We start from the raw sequence: 17,480 nt of genomic DNA on the forward strand, positions 1-17,480 counted from the left end.
TGTCTTTAGCAGTAGGCCGAACAGTCTAAGGCCTGGTCCAGTTTGCCCAGCAGCTCGGCGTCCGCGAGGGCCAGCCGGTCCCGCGCTTCGCGGGCGGCCTCAGTCGAGCCGCTGCGCGCCAGCGCCAGTGCCTGATGGAAGAGCACGTCCGGGTGGTCCGGCGACAGCATGCGGGCGCGCTGCAGCGCCTCGTTTGCCTCGACCGGCCGCTGGTCGCGCAGCAGCGCAACGCCGGCCTGATGCCAGGCGTCGGCGTTGTCCGGTTCGGCGCGTGTCCATTCCAGCGCCAGATCGGCGGCGGACTGCCAGCGCGACAGCGCGCCGAGTCGCGCCACCCGCAGGAACCAGGGCTGTTCCGCGTCCGGCCGCTCCCACAGCGCCAGCCCGGATATCGGCGCGATGTCGGATTCGGGCTGCTTGCGCAGCCGGTGGATCAGATCGGCCGGCATCGCGAAGTAGCCACCCGAGTGGCCGGAGGCGAGAAACGTGGTGATGCCGATCAGGCGACCGTCGGCGTCGAACAGCCCGCCGCCACTGCCGCCGAGCGCGAAACCGCTGGACGTTTCGAACACCGCACTGCCGTCGTGCGGATGCAGCGTTGCCACCCGCCCCGGTGCGAAGAAGGCTTCTATCCCTCCCGAGTAGCCGTAGTAGAACGACTTCTCGCCGGGTCTGACCGACGCCGCGTCGCGCAGCGCGACGGTGCGCAGCGGCATCGGCGAGGTGCGCAGCAGACAGAGGTCGTTCGCCATGTCCACTTTCTGGCCGAACACTGGAAACACCAGCGCGCCCTTGGCAACCTCGACGCGCACGCCCTGACGCGTGACGTGACAGTTGGTGACGACCTCGTTCTCCGCCACCACGACCCCCGAACCGAAGAAACCCTTGCCTGCCTCATTGGCAACGCGCACTTGCACCACGCTGATCGACAGGCCGGTATAGAAGGCGGATCCGAATTCGCTGGCCGAACCGCCGGCGTGGGCGTTCAGGGCCAGCAGACAGCAGGAGGAGGCGAGCAGGCGGCGCATGGCGGGCTCCATCGACGGGGTTGTGTGAACAGCCGTCTTGGGAGCGCGCTACAGGCGCGAAAGTTCAGCTGCCGCCGACCGCTTCACCGGTCATGAAGAAGGCGCCGCCGGCGACGTGATGCAGCGTGCGCAGCGCGTCGTCATCGAAGTGCCAGCGCCCGTTGCGGAACACGCGGCTGTCCGCGCGCGCTGCCACCACCTCGCCGATGAACAGGTCGTAGCGGTCCTGGTTGCGGGCTTCCGGCACGACCTTGCATTCGAGCCAGGCGACGCAGCCGCCGACCAGTGGCGCGGCGATCTGCGTCGCCGGGAAGCTGGGCAGGTCCAGCGCGGCGAACTTGTCCGTATCGCGGCCGCTGTCGTTTCCGGCCGCGACCGTGGCGTCGAGCAGCGCACGTGGCGGCACGTTGATCGCGAACTCGCCCGACGCGCTGATCAGCTCACGCGTGAAGGTCGATTTGTCGATCACGACGACGATCTTGGGCGGGTCGAAATCGAGCGGCATGCACCACGCCGCCGCCATCACGTTGCGGCGCGCGCCGGCTGCGCTGCTCACCAGCACGGTGGGGCCGTGGTTGAGCAGCCGGTAAGCCTGCGGAAGGGGGACGTCCTGGATGGGCATGGAGCAGGGGAGCGCTGCCGCGCTCCCCGGAAGGATCAGGTGCGACGGCGGGCCGCAGCAAGCAGCGCGAGCAGGCCGAGGCCGCCCATCATCGACGCCCAGGTCGAGGGTTCGGGTACGGCCGCCGCGAAAGTGCGGAAGGTGTAGTCGAAGTTGGGGAAGCCTGCATAGCCCGAGGTCGCGAACGTCTGTCCGTTCGGATAGGGGTTCAGCGTGCTGCCCGCCAGACCCAATGCGGACGGGCCGGAGAAGACCAGGAAGTAGGTGTCCCCCGGCGTAACTGTTACAGGCGTCCAGAACACGTCCACCCAGCCCGGACCAAGACCGAGTGCCGAGCCGCCGGCCAGCAGGCTGCCGCCCTGGTTCGGCAGCTTGCTCCACAGTTCGATGGTCACGTTCGCCGACTCCTCCGGGCTGGCGAGGAGGAGGTAGATCCCGGCGCCGGACACGTTGTCTGCCATCTGCTTGAAGGACTGCGCCAGTCCGCTCTGGCCGAAGGTTGCTATCAGGTTGTTGCGCTCTGGCGATTCCTGGTCGGTCACATTGGGGATCACGGCGAGCGCCGGCAGCGCGGTGGCAAACAGAGTTGCGGCGAAGAGGCTGCGTATCGATTTCATCGGGACACTCCCTGCACGAAGGTTGTCGTCACCCGTCGCGAGCCGGACCGGCCGACGGATTCAAAAATGTCAAAAACTGTTAGCAAGCGGTGTGCCTGCATCGCTGCATCGGCACGCATCGGGGCGCAGCGCGCCTTGCAGGCGATCCGGTCCTTGGGCGGGTCGAGCCGGATGTAAAAAAAACCGACGCTGCGTCGGGGGCCGCCGCCGGGTTGCCCCGACCTCAACGGCTCCAGCTGTCCTTCAATGTGACGGCCCGGTTGAACACCGGGCGGCCTTCGACCGAATCGACCCGGTCGGCGACGAAGTAGCCGTGACGTTCGAACTGGAACTTGTCGTCGGCCGCGGCGGTGGCCAGGCCGGGTTCGACAAAGGCTTGTACCGATTTCACCGAGTCCGGATTCATCACGGTCAGGAAGTCGCGGCCGCCGGCGTCCGGGTGCGCTTCGGTGAACAGCCGGTCGTACAGCCTTACTTCGGTCGCCAGTCCTTCGGCCACGCTGACCCAGGTGATGACGCCCTTCACCTTGACGCTGTCGGCGCCCGGCGTGCCGCTCTTCGTATCCGGCACGATGGTCGCCAGCACCGCGGTGATGCGGCCGTCGGCGTCCTTCTCGCAACCGGTGCATTCGATCACGTAGCCGTACTTGAGCCGCGCCTTGTTACCCGGGAACAGGCGGTGGTAGCCCTTGGGCGCCTCTTCCATGAAGTCTTCGCGCTCTATCCACACTTCCCGCGTCAGGTTGAAGCTGCGCGTGCCGCGTTCCGGGTGGTGCGGATGCACCGGTGCGGAGCAGGGCTCGGCCTCCTTGCCGGCGAACAGTGCGTCCCAGTTGGTGAGCTTGAGCTTGAGCGGATCAAGCACCGCCATCGCGCGGGCGGCGCGGCCGTCGAGGTCGTCGCGCAGCGCGCCTTCCAGCGTCGAATAGTCGATCCACGAATCGGCCTTGGACACGCCGATGCGCTCGGCGAACAGCTGCAGCGCCTCCGGCGTGTAGCCACGGCGGCGCAGGCCGACGATGGTGGGCATGCGCGGGTCGTCCCAGCCGCTGACATGCTTTTCGGTGACCAGCTGCATCAGCTTGCGCTTGCTGGTGACGACATAGGTCAGGTTGAGCCGTGCGAATTCGTACTGCTTGGGCAGCGGGTGAGCCAGCAGACCGCCTTCGGCCAGACGTTCCAGCACCCAGTCATAGAACGGCCGCTGGTCTTCGAACTCCAGCGTGCAGATCGAGTGGGTGATGCCCTCGACTGCGTCTTCCAGCGGGTGGGCGTAGGTGTACATCGGGTAGATGCACCACTTGTCGCCGGTGTTGTGGTGGTGCGCATGCTTGATCCGGTAGATGGCCGGGTCGCGCATATTGATGTTGGGGCTGGCCATGTCGATCTTCGCGCGCAGCACCATGGCGCCGTCCGGGTGCTTACCGTCGCGCATCTCGCGGAACAGCGCCAGCGATTCGTCGGCCGGACGATTGCGCCACGGTGAATCCTTGCCTGGCTCGGTCAGTGTGCCTCGGTTGGCGCGCATCTCGTCCGGCGTCTGCTGGTCGATGTAGGCGTGGCCGGCGGTGATCAGGTATTCCGCCGCGCGGTACATGAAGTCGAAGTAGTCGCTGGCGAAATAGAGCTGCGAAGCGCCGAAGGCGTCCCAGCCGAAGCCCAGCCACTGCACCGCTTCCTTGATCGATTCGACGTACTCGACGCTTTCCTTTTCCGGATTGGTGTCGTCGAAGCGCATGTGGCAGACGCCGCCGTAATCGCGCGCCAGGCCGAAATTCAGGCAGATGGACTTGGCGTGGCCGACGTGCAGATAGCCGTTCGGCTCGGGCGGGAAGCGCGTGCGGATCTTCGCCGGATCCGGTTCGCCGGAGGCGTGATGGGCGGCGTCGCCCGGGCTGCGCGCCCAGCGGCGGCTGGCGTAGGTGCCGTTGGCCAGATCCTTCTCGATGACGGCACGCAGGAAATTGGAAGCCGGTGCGGGAGCGTTGCGTTCGGACATGGTGGGCAGCAGAGTCTGGGGATCGGTGTCTTTGCCAAGGCATGAGCGGAAGCCGGCAGGCTGTCCGCTCGATGCTTGGGCCAGACCGCGGTCTGGCGAAAGAACACGATTCTAGCTGCTTGCTGGCGAAATTCAGGCTTGACAGCTTTTCGCGGCTTGCCTATGGTCGAGACCATGCTCTCGCACCAGACCCAACTGCTGTCCCTCTCCTCGACGCTGCTCGCGTCGGGTCTGCTGCTGCGCCCCGCGCGCACATAAAACTCCCCCCTCCTGTCGTGCAGTACCTGCCTCCGGTCGATGGACCGGGAGGTGAATTCCGTTTTTCCGGAGCGTTCCCGTCATGTTCGAGCTGTTTCAAACCGTCCCGATGCTGCGACTGCGCAGCGGTTGTCAGGCCAGGAAACCCGTGGCCGCCTGACAGCCCCGCATTCCGGCCACGCATCCTTCCCATTTGCCGGAGCACATCATGTTGAAGCAGCCGAATACGAAGTACCGTCCCGTTACCCCGATCGCGCTCGCCGATCGCCAGTGGCCTTCGAAAACCCTCACGCGCGCACCGATCTGGATGTCGACCGACCTGCGCGACGGCAACCAGGCCCTGTTCGAGCCGATGAACGGCGAACGCAAGATGCGCATGTTCAAGATGCTGGTGGACATCGGCTTCAAGCAGATCGAGGTCGCCTTTCCGTCGGCGTCCGACACCGACTTCAGCTTCGTGCGCACGCTGATCGAAGGCGGCCACATCCCGGACGACGTGACCATCGAGGTGCTGACCCAGGCGCGGCCGCACCTGATCGAACGCACCATCGAATCCTTGCGCGGCGCGAAGCGCGCCATCGTGCATGTCTACAACGCGACTTCGCCCACCTTCCGCCGCGTCGTGTTCGACATGAGCCGCGACGAAGTGAAGCAGCTCGCGGTCGACAGCACCCTGCTCATCAAGCGCCTCACTGATGCCCGCCCGGAAACCGAATGGGTGTTCCAGTACAGCCCGGAAACCTTCACCGCCACCGAGCTCGACTTCGCGAAAGAGGTGTGCGATGCCGTGGTCGAGGCCTGGGGCGGCACGCCTGAGCGGCCGGTCATCCTGAACCTGCCGGCGACGGTGGAGGTGGCCACGCCCAATCACTACGCCGACCAGATCGAGTGGATGCACCGCAATCTTGCCAAGCGCGAGTCGGTCATCCTCAGCGTGCATCCGCACAACGACCGCGGCACCGCAGTCGCGGCGGCCGAACTGGCGGTGATGGCGGGCGCCGACCGGATCGAGGGCTGCCTGTTCGGCCACGGCGAACGGACCGGCAATGTCGACCTCGTGACACTGGCGCTCAACCTCTACACCCAGGGTGTCGATCCGGGCCTCGATTTCTCGCGCATCAACGACATCGCGCGCACGGTCGAACAGTGCACGCAGATTCCGGTGCACGCCCGCCATCCTTACGCCGGTGACCTCGTGTTCACCGCGTTCTCCGGCTCGCATCAGGACGCGATCCGCAAGGGTCTCGCCGCGCAGCAGCCGGACGCGCTCTGGGAAGTGCCTTATCTGCCGGTCGATCCGGCCGACGTCGGTCGCACCTATGATTCGATCATTCGCGTGAACAGCCAGTCGGGCAAGGGCGGTGTGGCCTTCCTGCTCGAAAGCGAATATGGCGTCACCTTGCCGCGTCGCCTTCAGGTCGAGTTCAGTACGGCAGTGCAGCAGCTCACCGACACCAGCGGGCAGGAAGTGCGCGCTGCTGACATCTGGAAGCTGTTCGCGCAGCAGTACTTCGAACCGGCAGTTCCGTTCGAGTACGTCACCCATCATTTGAGCGAGATCGGCGACGAGCAGGGCATCGAACTGGTGGTGAAGGTCGAGGGCGTCGAACGCACGCTGTCGGGCCGCGGCAACGGCCCGATCGCTGCCGTGATCGAGGCACTCAAGGTGCCCGTCCGCCTGCACGACTACGAGGAGCGCGCGATCGGCCACGGCGCCGACGCGGCGGCGGTGGCCTTCGCCGAATTCGTCATCGACGGGCTGCCCGGCAGCACCTTCGGCGCCGGCATGCACCGGAATATCGTGACGGCGTCGGTGCTGGCCATCCTGAGCGGGCTCAACCGCGCCTGCACCAAGCTCGATCCGGCGGCGCGCCGCGACTTCCTCGCTTCGACCCGACCGCCGGCGCTGGCCTGATCGTCGGCCTCAGTCACGGCGGCCGCAGATTCTGGGCCGCCAGTTGTCCCGCCAGTGGCCGGCGAGCAGGCGGGCGATGACCGCGCCAAAGCAAAGGCCGCTGCCGCCGCAGGCGAGCACGGCGACATCCGGCAGGCCGGCCACACTGCCGGCGCCGATGCCGCCGAGCAGGCCGGCCAGCGGCGGCAGATAGGCCAGCATCACGGCGCGCAGCGGCGCGTCGTCGTCGACGCCGAGTGCAATGAGGTCGCCGGGCCGCAGCGAGGCGGCCTGCGCAGCAGGCAGTTCGAGCTGGTGCAGGGTGTTCGGCGCGCTGCCACAGACCGTTTGCGAGCGACAGCCGCTGCAGGCCGCCGCGCTGTCGACGCCGACGGTGACGCGGGTGCCGTCGACCTGCACCACCCGGGTATCCCTGACCGTCATGTCTCTTCCCTCCCGCCGGGTGTCTCGCAATCCTCGTGCCAGCCGCCGTGCGGTGATCCGCTTGCCGCCGCCGACGCCGGTCCAGCGCGCCTTCGGTACGTTTCGTCTCTGCCGGGGCGCGGGTGCGGTCCTGTGCTGTTTGCGACAAGTCCGACAAGCGCTGTCGAGGCACCGTTTTGTGACGCCTTGCACCAAAGCGGACGCGCCCGCTGGCCGATCGCCCGTCCCGTTTCCAAGTACCTGCCCGCAAACGGCTTTCCTACGCGCTGTTACGCGGGCGTCTTACGACTGACCGCTTTGTGACACTGGGTACGCGCCTTGCTTGATGCTGCTAGGCGTGGAGAAGCGCATGCGGATTTCCGCCGTGGCCGGCTGTACTGCCGACCGTTCCCCGACAATAAGAAAAGACGCAGGGGCCACTGAATGGAAGGGCGTACCGGCTCGACCGGAATCGCCTCGGGAAGCAATCGGGGGCTGTCATGACTGCGAACGGCATCGAGACGAATGCGCGCGCGAATGTTGAACTGGTGACGGTGTACGAGCTGAGCAAGATACTCAGCTCGTCTCTGGACGTAACGAAGACCCTGCGCGAAGCACTGAACGTGCTGTCGCACTACCTCGACTTCAGACGCATGATGATTGCGCTTGTCGAGGACGACGGCGAGGCGCTTAGCCTCGCTGCGGCTGTCGGCCTGTCGGTCAAGGAATGGTCGAGCGGGCGCTACCGGTCGGGCGAGGGCATCATCGGCCGCGTGTTCGCCTCCGGCTCGCCTGTCGTGGTGCCGGACATTTCGGTCGAACCGCTGTTCCTGAACCGCACCGGCGCGCTCGATGATGCCGGCGACGAAGCCATTGCCTTCATCGGCGTACCGATACGCGCAGGCGCCGACATGCTGGGTGTGCTGTGTGCCGACCGCGTCGTATCGCGCCGCGGCGGCTTCGGAAGCGATGTGCGCGTGCTGTCGATGGCGGCCAATCTGATGGGGCAGTCGGTGGCCCTGCAGCGCGTGGTGACCGACGAGCACGAACGTCTGCTGCACCAGGCCAAGCAGGCGCGGCGTGAGGCGCCGCGTGGCCGCTTCAAGCTAGACAACGTGGTTGGCACCTCGCCGCGCATGCAGCAGGTGTTCGCTGAGGCGCATCAGGTTGCGCCGTCGCGGTCGACCGTGCTGTTACGCGGCGAAAGCGGCACCGGCAAGGAAGTGATTGCCCGCGCCATTCACGAACTGTCCACACGCAAGTCCGGCCCCTTCATCAAGCTCAATTGCGCGGCGCTGTCCGAGTCGCTGCTCGAATCGGAACTGTTCGGTCACGAGAAGGGCTCCTTCACCGGTGCCACCGGCGAACGCAAGGGCCGTTTCGAACTGGCCGACGGCGGCACGCTCTTCCTCGACGAGATCGGCGACATTTCGCCGGCTTTCCAGACCAAGCTGCTGCGCGTGCTGCAGGAGCGCGAGTTCGAGCGCGTCGGCGGCAGCAAGCCGATCAAGGTCGATGTGCGGCTGATTTGCGCGACCAACCGCAACCTCGAAAAGATGGTGGCGGCAGGCACCTTCCGCGCCGACCTGTACTTCCGCATCAATGTGGTGAGCATTTTCCTGCCGGCGCTGCGCGAGCGGCGCGAGGACATTCCGGCACTGACGCAGCACTTCCTGGAGCGCTTCAACCGCGAGAACGACCGCAACATGAAGCTGACCCAGGGTGGGCAGGCGGTGATGATGCACTGTTACTGGCCGGGCAATGTGCGCGAGCTGGAGAACTGCATCGAGCGCACCGCGACGATGGCGCATCACGACGCGATCGAGGCGTCGGACTTCCCCTGTTCGGTCAATCGCTGCCTGACGCAGGTGCTGCATTTCGTGAAGAAGGACGACGCGGTGTCGCCGGTGGCCAACGAGTCCGCCGACCGCGATGCCGAGTCCTGTAGCCCGCCGGGCGACGCGGCGCCGGTGTCGCGCCCGGCGCCGTCCGATGACAAGCCGGACGGCGAACGCGACCGTCTCGTGTGGGCGATGGAACAGTGCGGCTGGGTGCAGGCCAAGGCCGCCCGCCTGCTCAATATCACGCCGCGGCAGATGGGCTATGCGCTGAAGAAGTACGACATCGAGGTGCGGCGCTTCTGACGGGGCAGCGAGGCGTACGCCCCGCTGCCCGATCACCACTCGTTGCGCATGCCCCAAGGGTGGGAGCCGGGCACCAATTCAGCGGTGATGCCCTTCTTCGCGATGTCCTCCAGCGTGCGGTAGAAGGTCGCCTCGTGCATCAGTGTGCCGCCCTTCGAATAGAGCGCCACGTACTTCGACGGCATGTCGACCTCGACCGTGAAGTTGCCGCCGGCGTCCTGCACGCTGCGCGCGTTGCCGTTCCAGTCGATGAAGTATCCGGTTTCCGACGTCATGACCGCTGCTCCCTTCACGCCAGCGCCGGATCTTCCAGCACCGCGGTGGCGCTGACGGTCACGTTGTTCTTCGTCGCATCGGTGTAGGGGCACACCTTGAGCGCGCGCTCCACCAGCGAATCGGCGGTCGGCTGGTCGATGCCATGCAGGACGGCGGTAAAGCGGATGGCCATGCGGTAGGCCTCCTCGAAGTTCTTGAACAGCGACACCTCGGCTTCGACCATGCAGCCCTTCACCGGCAGTCGGTCGGCGCGGACGATGTGGCGTACCGAATTCTCGAAACAGGCGGCATAGGCGGCGGCGAACAGCTGTTCCGGATTGACGCCCTGCTTCTTGCCGCCCATTTCCGCCGGTGCGGCGAGGTCCAGCTTCAACAGGCCGTCTTCGCTCTGCACGCGGCCATTGCGGCCACCCTGGCTGAAGACGCGGGTTTTGTAGATGAGGTCCATGACAGCTCCCGGTGTGGATGGTCGGTATCGTCAGCTCGAACAGCTGACGGTCAGTCCGTCCGCCCAGTCGGGCGGCGGCGCGGTGTAGTGCGCGTACTGCGGACGTTCGTCGAAGGGGCGGCGCAGGCAGTCGAGCAGCGCCCGCACCTCGCCGAAATCGCCGTCGCGGGCGCGCCGGATCGCCGACTCGGCCATCCAGTTGCGCAGCACGTAGCACGGGTTGGTGGCGAGCATGGCGGGCTGGCGCAGCGCATCGACGCTGCATTCGCCGGCCAGCCGTGCGCGCCAGCCGAGCAGCCAGGCGTCGCAGGCTTCGCGATCGACGAACAGGTCGCGCAGCGGCGCGTCGCGCGCTGCGCGATCCTCGCGTTCAACGCTGCCGGGCAGGCGACTCAGGGCACGGAAGAAGAGGGTGTAATCGACACGCTGCAGTTGCAGCAGACCGAGCGTTGCACCGATGAAGTCGTCGTCACCTCGCTGCGCAGTGGCGAAACCGAGGCGTTGCCTCATCAGGGCGCCGAAGCGCGCGTCGAAGGCCGGCTGGAAGTGGTCGTCGACCAGCGCACGCGTTCGGTCCGGATGGCCGATCAGCGGACCGAAGGCATCGGCCAGCACATAGAGGTTCCACTGTGCGATGCGCGGCTGGGTGCGGAAGGCGTAGCGCCCCCAGGTGTCGGAGTGATTGCAGATGCGACCGGCATCGAAGGTGTCCATGAAGGCGAACGGCCCGTAGTCCAGCGTCAGCCCCAGCGCCGACATGTTGTCGGTGTTCATCACGCCGTGCATGAAGCCGATCGCCTGCCAGTGCGCGACCAGCTCGCCGGTGCGCTGCGCGATGTCGGCCAGCAGCGCGGCACAAGGCTGCGACGTATCGCGCAGCTGCGGCCGGAAGTGATCGATCACGTGGTCGGCCAGCGTGCGCAGCGAGGCGACGTCGTCTTCCGCCGTGAAGTGCTCGAAGCTGCCGAAGCGCACGAAGCTCGGCGCAACGCGGGTGACGACGGCGGCGGTTTCCGTCTGCTCGCGCTGTACCGGCAGCGGCGATCCGATCACGCACAGTGCGCGGGTGGTCGGCACGCCGAGCGCGGCCATCGCTTCCGAACAGAGGAATTCGCGGATCGACGAGCGCAGCACAGCGCGGCCATCGGAAAAGCGCGAGTAGGGCGTCGGGCCGGCGCCCTTCAGCTGCAGTTCCAGCCGGCCGTGCGGTGTATCGACGTCGCCGAGCAGATGGGCGCGGCCGTCGCCCAGACGACCCGACCAGCTGCCGAACTGGTGGCCACCGTAGACCGCGGCCAGCGGCTCCGCGCCATCGGGCAGGCGGTTGCCGGAGAACAGTTCGACGAATTCGGGGCGCATCGTCTCGGCCGGATCGAGTCCGATCAATGCCGCAACGTCCGCGCTGGCGGCAACCAGATGCGGCGACGGCAGCGGTGCCGGCGCCAGCCGCGTGTGGAAGGCGTCCGGCAGGCGGGCATAGCGGCTGCCCAGGCGCAGCGATTCGAGCGCGGACAGCGGAGGTCGGGACAGGGGCGCGTTCATGAGTGCATTCCGCAATGATCACGACGCGCAGCAAGAATCGGGCAAGCGACGGACGGACGACGGCGCGGTGCGGCAGTGGCTCCTGGCGTGCCGGGTCGCGGTGTCGGTCGATTGCGTGCGGCGCTGTTGCAACTGCGACAAACGCGACGCGCCTGTCGTGCCGACGCCAGCAACAGCCGACGTGCGGCGGTGTCGTCGGTGGTGGCGCGATGCTTGCTGACCCCGTGCATCTGATGTTCGAAGGAGTGATCCCATGCTCGATACCCTCATCGTCGGTGCCGGACTGTGCGGCCTCGAGATCGCCCGCCGGCTCGAAGCGGCCGGACGCAGCGTGCTGCTGGTCGAGGCACGGCCGCGCGCCGGCGGGCGCGTGGATACGGTCCCCGCAACAGCGGGGGCGGCTGCCCTCGATCTCGGCCCCGGCTGGTACTGGCCGCAGTCGCAGCCGCGCATGGTCAGGCTGATCGCGGATCTGGGGCTGGAAACCTTTCCGCAGCATGACGAGGGCGTCGTGCTGCATCTGCAGCAGCCGGACGGCAATCCGGAAGCGCTCGGCAGCGAGGCGATACACAATGGCGCGCGGCGGCTGGTCGGAGGCATGGCGGCGCTGACCGGTGCCTTGCTGCGCCGGCTGTCGCACGACCGTCTGCGCACCGGCTGCACGGTCCGCCGGCTGGTCGCACGCAGCGACCGCGTCGAGGTGCACTGCACCGGGGGCGGTGAGTCTTTCGTCATCGCGGCGCGCAGCGTCGTGCTCGCGCTGCCGCCGCGGCTGGCGGCGGAACAGATCGTGTTCGAGCCGGCGCTCGACGCGCCGCTGCGTCAGGCGATGCAGGACCAGCCGACCTGGATGGCGGCGCAGGCCAAGGCCTTCGTACGTTGTGATCGCGCGCACTGGCGCAGCGACGGACTTTCCGGCAACGCCTTCGTGTCGCATCCGCAGGCGGTACTCGGCGAGGTGTTCGATGCCTGCGACGGCACCGGAGAGGCGGCTGCGCTGGGCGGCTTTGTCGCACTGTCGCCGGCCCTGCGCGCGGCCAGCGCACCGGCGCTCGAACTGATGGTGCGCAGTCAGTTCGCGCAGCTGTTCGGCCCGACGGTGGAAGCGGGCGACCTGCATCTGCGCGACTGGGCCCGCGAGCCGATGACATGCAGCGCGCTCGATCTGGCCGAGCACGGCGGGCATCCGGAGGACGACGTGCCGCTGCTTGCCGCACCGCACTGGTCAGGCCGCCTGCACCTGGCCGGCAGCGAGACGGCCACCCGCGGCGCCGGCTATCTCGAGGGCGCTCTGGATGCCGCGGCGCGGGTGGCGGCACGCCTCATCGCCGCGTCGCCTTCGCTGCCACCTTCGCCGGCCAACGACGGCAGCGTTGCCGAATTCGTCGACTGGGTGGGCGCGCTGCGCAATCAGGCCGGCGAGCTGTACCGGCAGAGCGTGGTGCGCGCACTGAGCGCACAGCGCAGCATCGACATGACGCACGCCGTGCTGTGTGCGGTTGTCGACCACGTGTATGCCGAGGCGCTGCGCCGGCTCGAAACGCTGGACTTCGACCTGAGCGAGGTCGCCATCGAGCGCGGCCGCTGTGCGCTGACGCCATCGCTGCTGGCGCCCTTCTCCGGCTTCAGCGACGGGCTGGTGGGCGAGGCGCTGCAGCACAACCGTACGTCCTGTGCGCTTTCCAACTTTCCGGACGAACACGCGCCGTCGCCCGACTACGTCGCGCGCATCCGCCACGACCTCGCGCTCGCCTGGCGCGCATTCGCCCAGTCGCTGAACCAGATGCTGGTCGACCGCATGCCGGTGCGTGGCTGACGCCGCTTTGTGTGCTTTGTCGCAAGCGTAGGTTTCCGACCACCGGACGAATCCTGTCCGGATCGCGCCAAGTCAATGAATCGAATGACGAAATCACTTTGGCACGGAAATGGCTATCCCTCGTTTGCCAGCCCACATCGCGCGTCAGCAGAACAAGGAGTAGGTCATGGAAAGTGCAGCAGCGAGCTATGTCAGCCTGGCTGACCTGAAGTCCAGCCACAACGTGCTGGCCACCCCGGCGGAAGCGCCGGCTCACGTCGGCTGTGGCACCTCCGGCGGCGAAGGCAAGGCCAGTTGCGGAACGTCCGCCGGGCCCGACGACATGCCGGCCCACGTGTGGGAGAAGGTGAAGAACCACCCCTGTTATTCGGAAGAGGCGCATCACCACTACGCCCGCATGCACGTGGCGGTGGCGCCGGCCTGCAACATCCAGTGCAACTACTGCAACCGCAAGTACGACTGTTCGAACGAGTCGCGCCCGGGCGTCGTGTCGCAGAAGCTGACGCCGGAACAGGCGGTCAAGAAGGTGGTCGCGGTGGCCAGCGAGATTCCGCAGATGACGGTGCTCGGCGTGGCCGGTCCCGGCGACTCGCTGGCCAACCCGAAGAAGACCTTCGATACCTTCCGCATGCTCCAGGAGCAGGCACCTGACATCAAGCTCTGTCTGTCGACCAACGGTCTGGCGCTGCCCGATCTGGTCGACGAGATCTGCAAGTACAACATCGACCACGTGACCATCACGATCAACATGGTCGATCCGGAGATCGGCGCCAAGATCTACCCGTGGATCTTCTGGGATCACAAGCGCATCACCGGCGTCGAGGCCTCGCGCATCCTGCACGAGCAGCAGATGAAGGGGCTGGAGATGCTGACCGCCCGCGGCGTGCTCACCAAGATCAACTCGGTGCTCATCCCGGGCATCAATGACGCACACATGATCGAGGTGAACAAGGCGGTCAAGGCGCGCGGCGCCTTCCTGCACAACATCATGCCGCTCATTTCCGAAGCCGAGCACGGCACCGTGTTCGGCCTGACCGGCCAGCGCGGCCCCACGGCGCAGGAGCTGAAGGCGGTGCAGGACGCCTGCATGGGTGGCGCCAACCTGATGCGCCACTGCCGCCAGTGCCGCGCCGACGCGGTCGGCCTGCTGGGCGAGGACCGCAGCGAGGAATTCACGCTCGACAAGATCGAAGAGATGGAAGTGGTCTATGACCTCGACCGCCGCCGTACCTACCAGGAGCGCGTCGAAGCCGAGCGTCAGGCGCAGCACGCTGCCAAGGTCGAGGCGCTGGCCGCGACCGAAGGCAACGAGGCGGCGAAGGACATCAAGGTGCTGGTCGCCGTCGCCACGACGGGTGGCGGCCGGGTGAACCAGCACTTCGGTCATGCCGACGAATTCCAGATCTTCGAGGTGTCGGCGGGCGAAGCGCTGTTCGTCGGTCACCGTCGGGTCGACCTGTACTGCCAGGGCGGCTACGGCGAGGACGAACAGCTGCCCTCCATCGTCAATGCGATCAACGACTGCCACGCCGTGCTGGTTTCGAAGATCGGCGCCTGCCCGCGCGACGAACTGAAGGGCGCGGGCATCGAGCCGGTCGACGCCTATGCCGACGAGTTCATCGAGAAGGCCGCGCTGTCGTGGTTCGCCGACTACACCGGCCGGGTTGCACGCGGCGAGATCGCGCACGCCGAGCGCGGCGACGCATCGATCCGCCAGGGCGCCTTCACCGCAGCCGCCTGACGTTTCCGGATGGACCGCGGCGAAGGCCGCGGTCCGAACGAAAGGAGAGAACCATGTCTTTGAAGATCATTGCCAACCTCTGTACGGGCTGTTCGGCCTGTGAGCCGGAATGCCCGAACGAGGCGATCAGCGAGCTCAAGAACCTGTTTGTCATCGATCCCGACAAATGCACCGAATGCGAAGGCGATTACGACACCCCGCAGTGCGTCGCGGTGTGCCCGATCGACGACTGCATCCTCCCACTCCAGACCCAGGCTGCCTGAGGACAACATGACCCAACTGACCCTGACGCCGGCTGCGGCGAAATTCATCCAGCGCATGGTGCGCTTTTCCGGCGAACCGGAAGGTGCCGGCTTCCGCCTGCTGGTCAGCGCCGGCGGCTGCTCCGGCCTGAACTCCGAGTTCACGGTCGTGGCGGCACCACTGAGCGGCGACTCGGTGGTCGAGGCCTCCGGCGTGCGGCTTTTCCTGCCGGCCGAGTCGCGCCTGCTGCTCGAAGGCGTGACCGTCGATTTCGCCGACACGCCGACCAAGAGCGGGCTCACCTTCATCAACCCGAACCAGGCGCCGTGCGCATGCAGCAGCAGCGCACCGGCCGGCGCACCGGGCGTGCAGCAGCATGCACACGGTCACGGCCACGGCCACGCGATGCCCGGCGTCGCGACGGTCGGCCTCGACAGCATCCGTCGCGGTTGAGGAGGCGGTCATGCAGGCGATCGATGCCCACGACGATCTGGCCGATCCCGGCCTCGCCGTGCTCGGTCGCGGGCTGCCACCCGAGGCCGAAGCGCTGATCGCGCGCGCCGGCCAGATCCGCAACCGCGTTGCCGAAGCGCAGGCCTTGCTCGACGAGGCGCACGCACTCGCGCCTTCGCACCCGGCGACGCTGATCGCGCTCTATCGCTTCCACTTCTATGGCAACCGGCTGCGCGCGGCGCGCGACGTCGGCGAGCGCGCCATCGCCTGTGCGGCGGCGGCGCTCGGTCTGCCGGCGGACTGGCGGCGAGTCGAGGCCGACGCGCGCTTTCGCGCGCTGGAGCCGATGCCGCGCTTCTGGCTGTTCTCGCTCAAGGGCTACGCCTATCTGAGCGCGCGTCTGGGCGAACTCGACGTCGGTCGCGCCGCGCTGGCCAGGCTGGCGGTGATGGATCCGGAGGACAAGGTCGGTCACCGGGTGATCGGCGACGTGCTTGCGCGCATGGGACGCGACGACCTCGGTTACGAGGACTGCCCGGACATCGCGACAGCGCTTGGAGCCGCGCCATGATGAGCACGCTGCCGCAGGCCTCGTACGACCCGTCGGACGATATTCCGCCGCTGGCCTGGAGCGGCGACGATCTCGACTGTTCGCTCTGCGACGCCGAACTGCTCGGTGCCCGCTGCGAGCGCGGGCGCGCCTGCGTGCAGGACCGCTACGCCAAGCGCATCGACCGCTTCTTCCGCTGGAATCCCGAGCTCAGCAATACCTTCCTGCATCACCCTTATTTTGAAGTGCGCGCCATCGCCTGCCGCCGTGCCGACGTGTTCCGCCTGCAGTCGCTGATCGACGACGAGGACGAGACGGTGCGCCTGTCGGTGGCGGTGCGCCTGCCGCTGGCGCAGGTGGTGAAGCTGCGCGACGACCCGCATCGCGAAGTGCGCATCCGCGTCGCCATGCGGCTCGAAGGGCGAGAACTGCTCGCCATGGCCGGCGACGAGGACTACTACGTGCGCAAGCTGGTGGCGCAGCGCCTGCCGGCAGCACTGCTGCCGCGCATGCTCGACGACAGCGATCCCGAGGTCAGGCTGGAGGCGGTGCGACGGCTGGACATGCCGGCGCTGCTGCGCATGTGCGACGACCCTGAGATATCGATACGCAAGGAGGTGGCGCAGCGGCTGCCGACGGCCCAGCTCTACCGCATGGCGCACGACCCCGCCTGGGAGGTGCGCTGGCTGGTGGCCGGCCGCGCCGGCCGTGCGCTTGCGCTGCAGATGTCGGCCGGCGACGAGGAAGCGGATGTGCGCGCCGAAGCGTGCGCGCGCCTGAACGAACTGGATCGGGAACAAGGAGATCGACATGGGTGACATCAGTCGCGACAGCGATACCGTCGAACTGACCGCGCCGCCGATATTCAAGTACGGCGAGCGCGTGGTGAGCCGCTACACGATACGCAACGACGGCACCTATTGCGGCAAGGACATCGGCGAGGTGCTGGCGAAGAAGGGCGACGTCGGCTTCGTCACGTCGATCGGCACCTTCCTGCAGCAGTACTACATCTACGCCGTCGAGTTCCTCGGCACCGGCCACCGGGTTGGCATGCGCGGGCGCGAACTGGTGTCGCTCGACAACCTGCCGCCGCACGTGGTCGAGGTGCTGGGCGAGCGCGTCCATCAACTGGCAGCCATCAAGGTGGGAGGCGACGGTGTTTGAATTGCGCGAACCGAAGTTCCGCTGGGGTCAGCGCGTCGCCGCGACGATAGACCTGTTCAACGATGGCTCCCATCCCGAGGTGCCGCTGGACGCACTGCTGGTGGCAGAGGGGGCGGCCGGCGAGGTGGTGCAGATCGGCCACCACGAAGAAGCCAACATTCCGATCTACATGGTCGAATTCGCCGACGGTCCGAGCGGCGTCGATGGCGCGCCGCGCCCCTGCGTGATCGGCGTGCTGGAAGAGGAGATCGCGCCGGTCTGA

General features: G+C 67.2%; 18 protein-coding genes. 10 read left to right on the plus strand and 8 right to left on the minus strand.

Annotation, left to right across the window (positions count from 1 at the left end; all coding sequences use genetic code 11):
• Nucleotides 1–5: 5 nt before the first annotated feature.
• The 4 genes from WJU27_RS18710 to WJU27_RS18725 form a co-directional block, all read right to left on the minus strand.
• Nucleotides 6–1,028 (minus strand): trypsin-like peptidase domain-containing protein, encoded by a 1,023-nt coding sequence (locus WJU27_RS18710; RefSeq protein ID WP_341423062.1) that lies wholly within the window; start codon nucleotides 1,026–1,028, stop codon nucleotides 6–8.
• Nucleotides 1,029–1,092: 64 nt separating this feature from the next.
• Nucleotides 1,093–1,650, minus strand: coding sequence for a flavin reductase family protein (locus tag WJU27_RS18715; RefSeq protein WP_341423063.1), 558 nt, complete (start codon nucleotides 1,648–1,650; stop codon nucleotides 1,093–1,095).
• A gap of 35 nt (nucleotides 1,651–1,685) precedes the next feature.
• The gene (locus tag WJU27_RS18720; RefSeq protein WP_341423064.1) at nucleotides 1,686–2,267 is read right to left on the minus strand and encodes a PEP-CTERM sorting domain-containing protein; all 582 of its coding nucleotides are present in this window, start codon (nucleotides 2,265–2,267) and stop codon (nucleotides 1,686–1,688) included.
• A 223-nt stretch (nucleotides 2,268–2,490) separates the two neighbouring features.
• A complete protein-coding gene (locus tag WJU27_RS18725) occupies nucleotides 2,491–4,266 on the minus strand; it encodes a glutamine--tRNA ligase/YqeY domain fusion protein (protein WP_341423065.1) in 1,776 nt (591 codons plus the stop codon).
• A 466-nt stretch (nucleotides 4,267–4,732) separates the two neighbouring features.
• Here WJU27_RS18725 and leuA point away from each other — a divergent pair, with 466 nt between their 5' ends.
• A complete protein-coding gene (gene leuA / locus WJU27_RS18730) occupies nucleotides 4,733–6,439 on the plus strand; it encodes a 2-isopropylmalate synthase (RefSeq protein ID WP_445928444.1) in 1,707 nt (568 codons plus the stop codon).
• A gap of 9 nt (nucleotides 6,440–6,448) precedes the next feature.
• Here leuA and WJU27_RS18735 read toward each other — a convergent pair whose 3' ends face one another.
• Nucleotides 6,449–6,862: a SoxR reducing system RseC family protein gene (locus tag WJU27_RS18735; RefSeq protein ID WP_304011526.1), complete on the minus strand. Its 414-nt coding sequence runs from the start codon at nucleotides 6,860–6,862 to the stop codon at nucleotides 6,449–6,451.
• 479 nt (nucleotides 6,863–7,341) lie between these two features.
• On the opposite strand from WJU27_RS18735, the gene nifA reads away from it, so the two are divergent.
• Nucleotides 7,342–8,985: a nif-specific transcriptional activator NifA gene (gene nifA, locus WJU27_RS18740; protein WP_341423066.1), complete on the plus strand. Its 1,644-nt coding sequence runs from the start codon at nucleotides 7,342–7,344 to the stop codon at nucleotides 8,983–8,985.
• A 32-nt stretch (nucleotides 8,986–9,017) separates the two neighbouring features.
• Here nifA and WJU27_RS18745 read toward each other — a convergent pair whose 3' ends face one another.
• The 3 genes from WJU27_RS18745 to WJU27_RS18755 are packed head-to-tail and all read right to left on the minus strand — an operon-like array spanning nucleotide 9,018 to nucleotide 11,251.
• A complete protein-coding gene (locus WJU27_RS18745; protein ID WP_020166000.1) occupies nucleotides 9,018–9,260 on the minus strand; it encodes a hypothetical protein in 243 nt (80 codons plus the stop codon).
• Nucleotides 9,261–9,274: 14 nt separating this feature from the next.
• Entirely contained in the window at nucleotides 9,275–9,709 is a 435-nt protein-coding gene (locus tag WJU27_RS18750) for an Ohr family peroxiredoxin (protein WP_341423067.1), read from the minus strand.
• Between the two features lie 30 nt (nucleotides 9,710–9,739).
• Complete coding sequence (locus WJU27_RS18755; RefSeq protein ID WP_341423068.1) at nucleotides 9,740–11,251, minus strand: protein adenylyltransferase SelO; 1,512 nt, start codon at nucleotides 11,249–11,251, stop codon at nucleotides 9,740–9,742.
• Nucleotides 11,252–11,504: 253 nt separating this feature from the next.
• Between WJU27_RS18755 and WJU27_RS18760 the strand changes: the two genes are divergently transcribed.
• From WJU27_RS18760 to WJU27_RS18795, 8 genes are all read left to right on the plus strand, one after another.
• Entirely contained in the window at nucleotides 11,505–13,067 is a 1,563-nt protein-coding gene (locus WJU27_RS18760; RefSeq protein ID WP_341423069.1) for a flavin monoamine oxidase family protein, read from the plus strand.
• Nucleotides 13,068–13,233: 166 nt separating this feature from the next.
• Nucleotides 13,234–14,808, plus strand: a complete 1,575-nt coding sequence (nifB, locus tag WJU27_RS18765; protein WP_020165996.1) for a nitrogenase cofactor biosynthesis protein NifB — start codon at nucleotides 13,234–13,236, stop codon at nucleotides 14,806–14,808.
• Between the two features lie 53 nt (nucleotides 14,809–14,861).
• On the plus strand, nucleotides 14,862–15,071 hold the full coding sequence (locus tag WJU27_RS18770) for a 4Fe-4S binding protein (protein ID WP_019916611.1): 210 nt from the start codon (nucleotides 14,862–14,864) through the stop codon (nucleotides 15,069–15,071).
• A gap of 7 nt (nucleotides 15,072–15,078) precedes the next feature.
• Entirely contained in the window at nucleotides 15,079–15,504 is a 426-nt protein-coding gene (locus WJU27_RS18775) for a HesB/IscA family protein (protein WP_020165995.1), read from the plus strand.
• A 10-nt stretch (nucleotides 15,505–15,514) separates the two neighbouring features.
• The gene (locus tag WJU27_RS18780; protein WP_341423070.1) at nucleotides 15,515–16,075 is read left to right on the plus strand and encodes a hypothetical protein; all 561 of its coding nucleotides are present in this window, start codon (nucleotides 15,515–15,517) and stop codon (nucleotides 16,073–16,075) included.
• Complete coding sequence (locus WJU27_RS18785; protein ID WP_341423071.1) at nucleotides 16,072–16,872, plus strand: 4Fe4S-binding leucine-rich repeat protein; 801 nt, start codon at nucleotides 16,072–16,074, stop codon at nucleotides 16,870–16,872. Before WJU27_RS18780 ends, WJU27_RS18785 begins: the two co-directional genes overlap by 4 nt.
• Entirely contained in the window at nucleotides 16,865–17,218 is a 354-nt protein-coding gene (locus WJU27_RS18790) for a nitrogen fixation protein NifZ (RefSeq protein WP_341423072.1), read from the plus strand. Before WJU27_RS18785 ends, WJU27_RS18790 begins: the two co-directional genes overlap by 8 nt.
• Nucleotides 17,211–17,480 (plus strand): nitrogen fixation protein NifZ, encoded by a 270-nt coding sequence (locus WJU27_RS18795; protein WP_029143858.1) that lies wholly within the window; start codon nucleotides 17,211–17,213, stop codon nucleotides 17,478–17,480. Before WJU27_RS18790 ends, WJU27_RS18795 begins: the two co-directional genes overlap by 8 nt.

The organism is Methyloversatilis sp. NSM2 (assembly GCF_038066675.1).
GTDB classification, from domain to species: Bacteria; Pseudomonadota; Gammaproteobacteria; order Burkholderiales; family Rhodocyclaceae; genus Methyloversatilis; species Methyloversatilis discipulorum_A.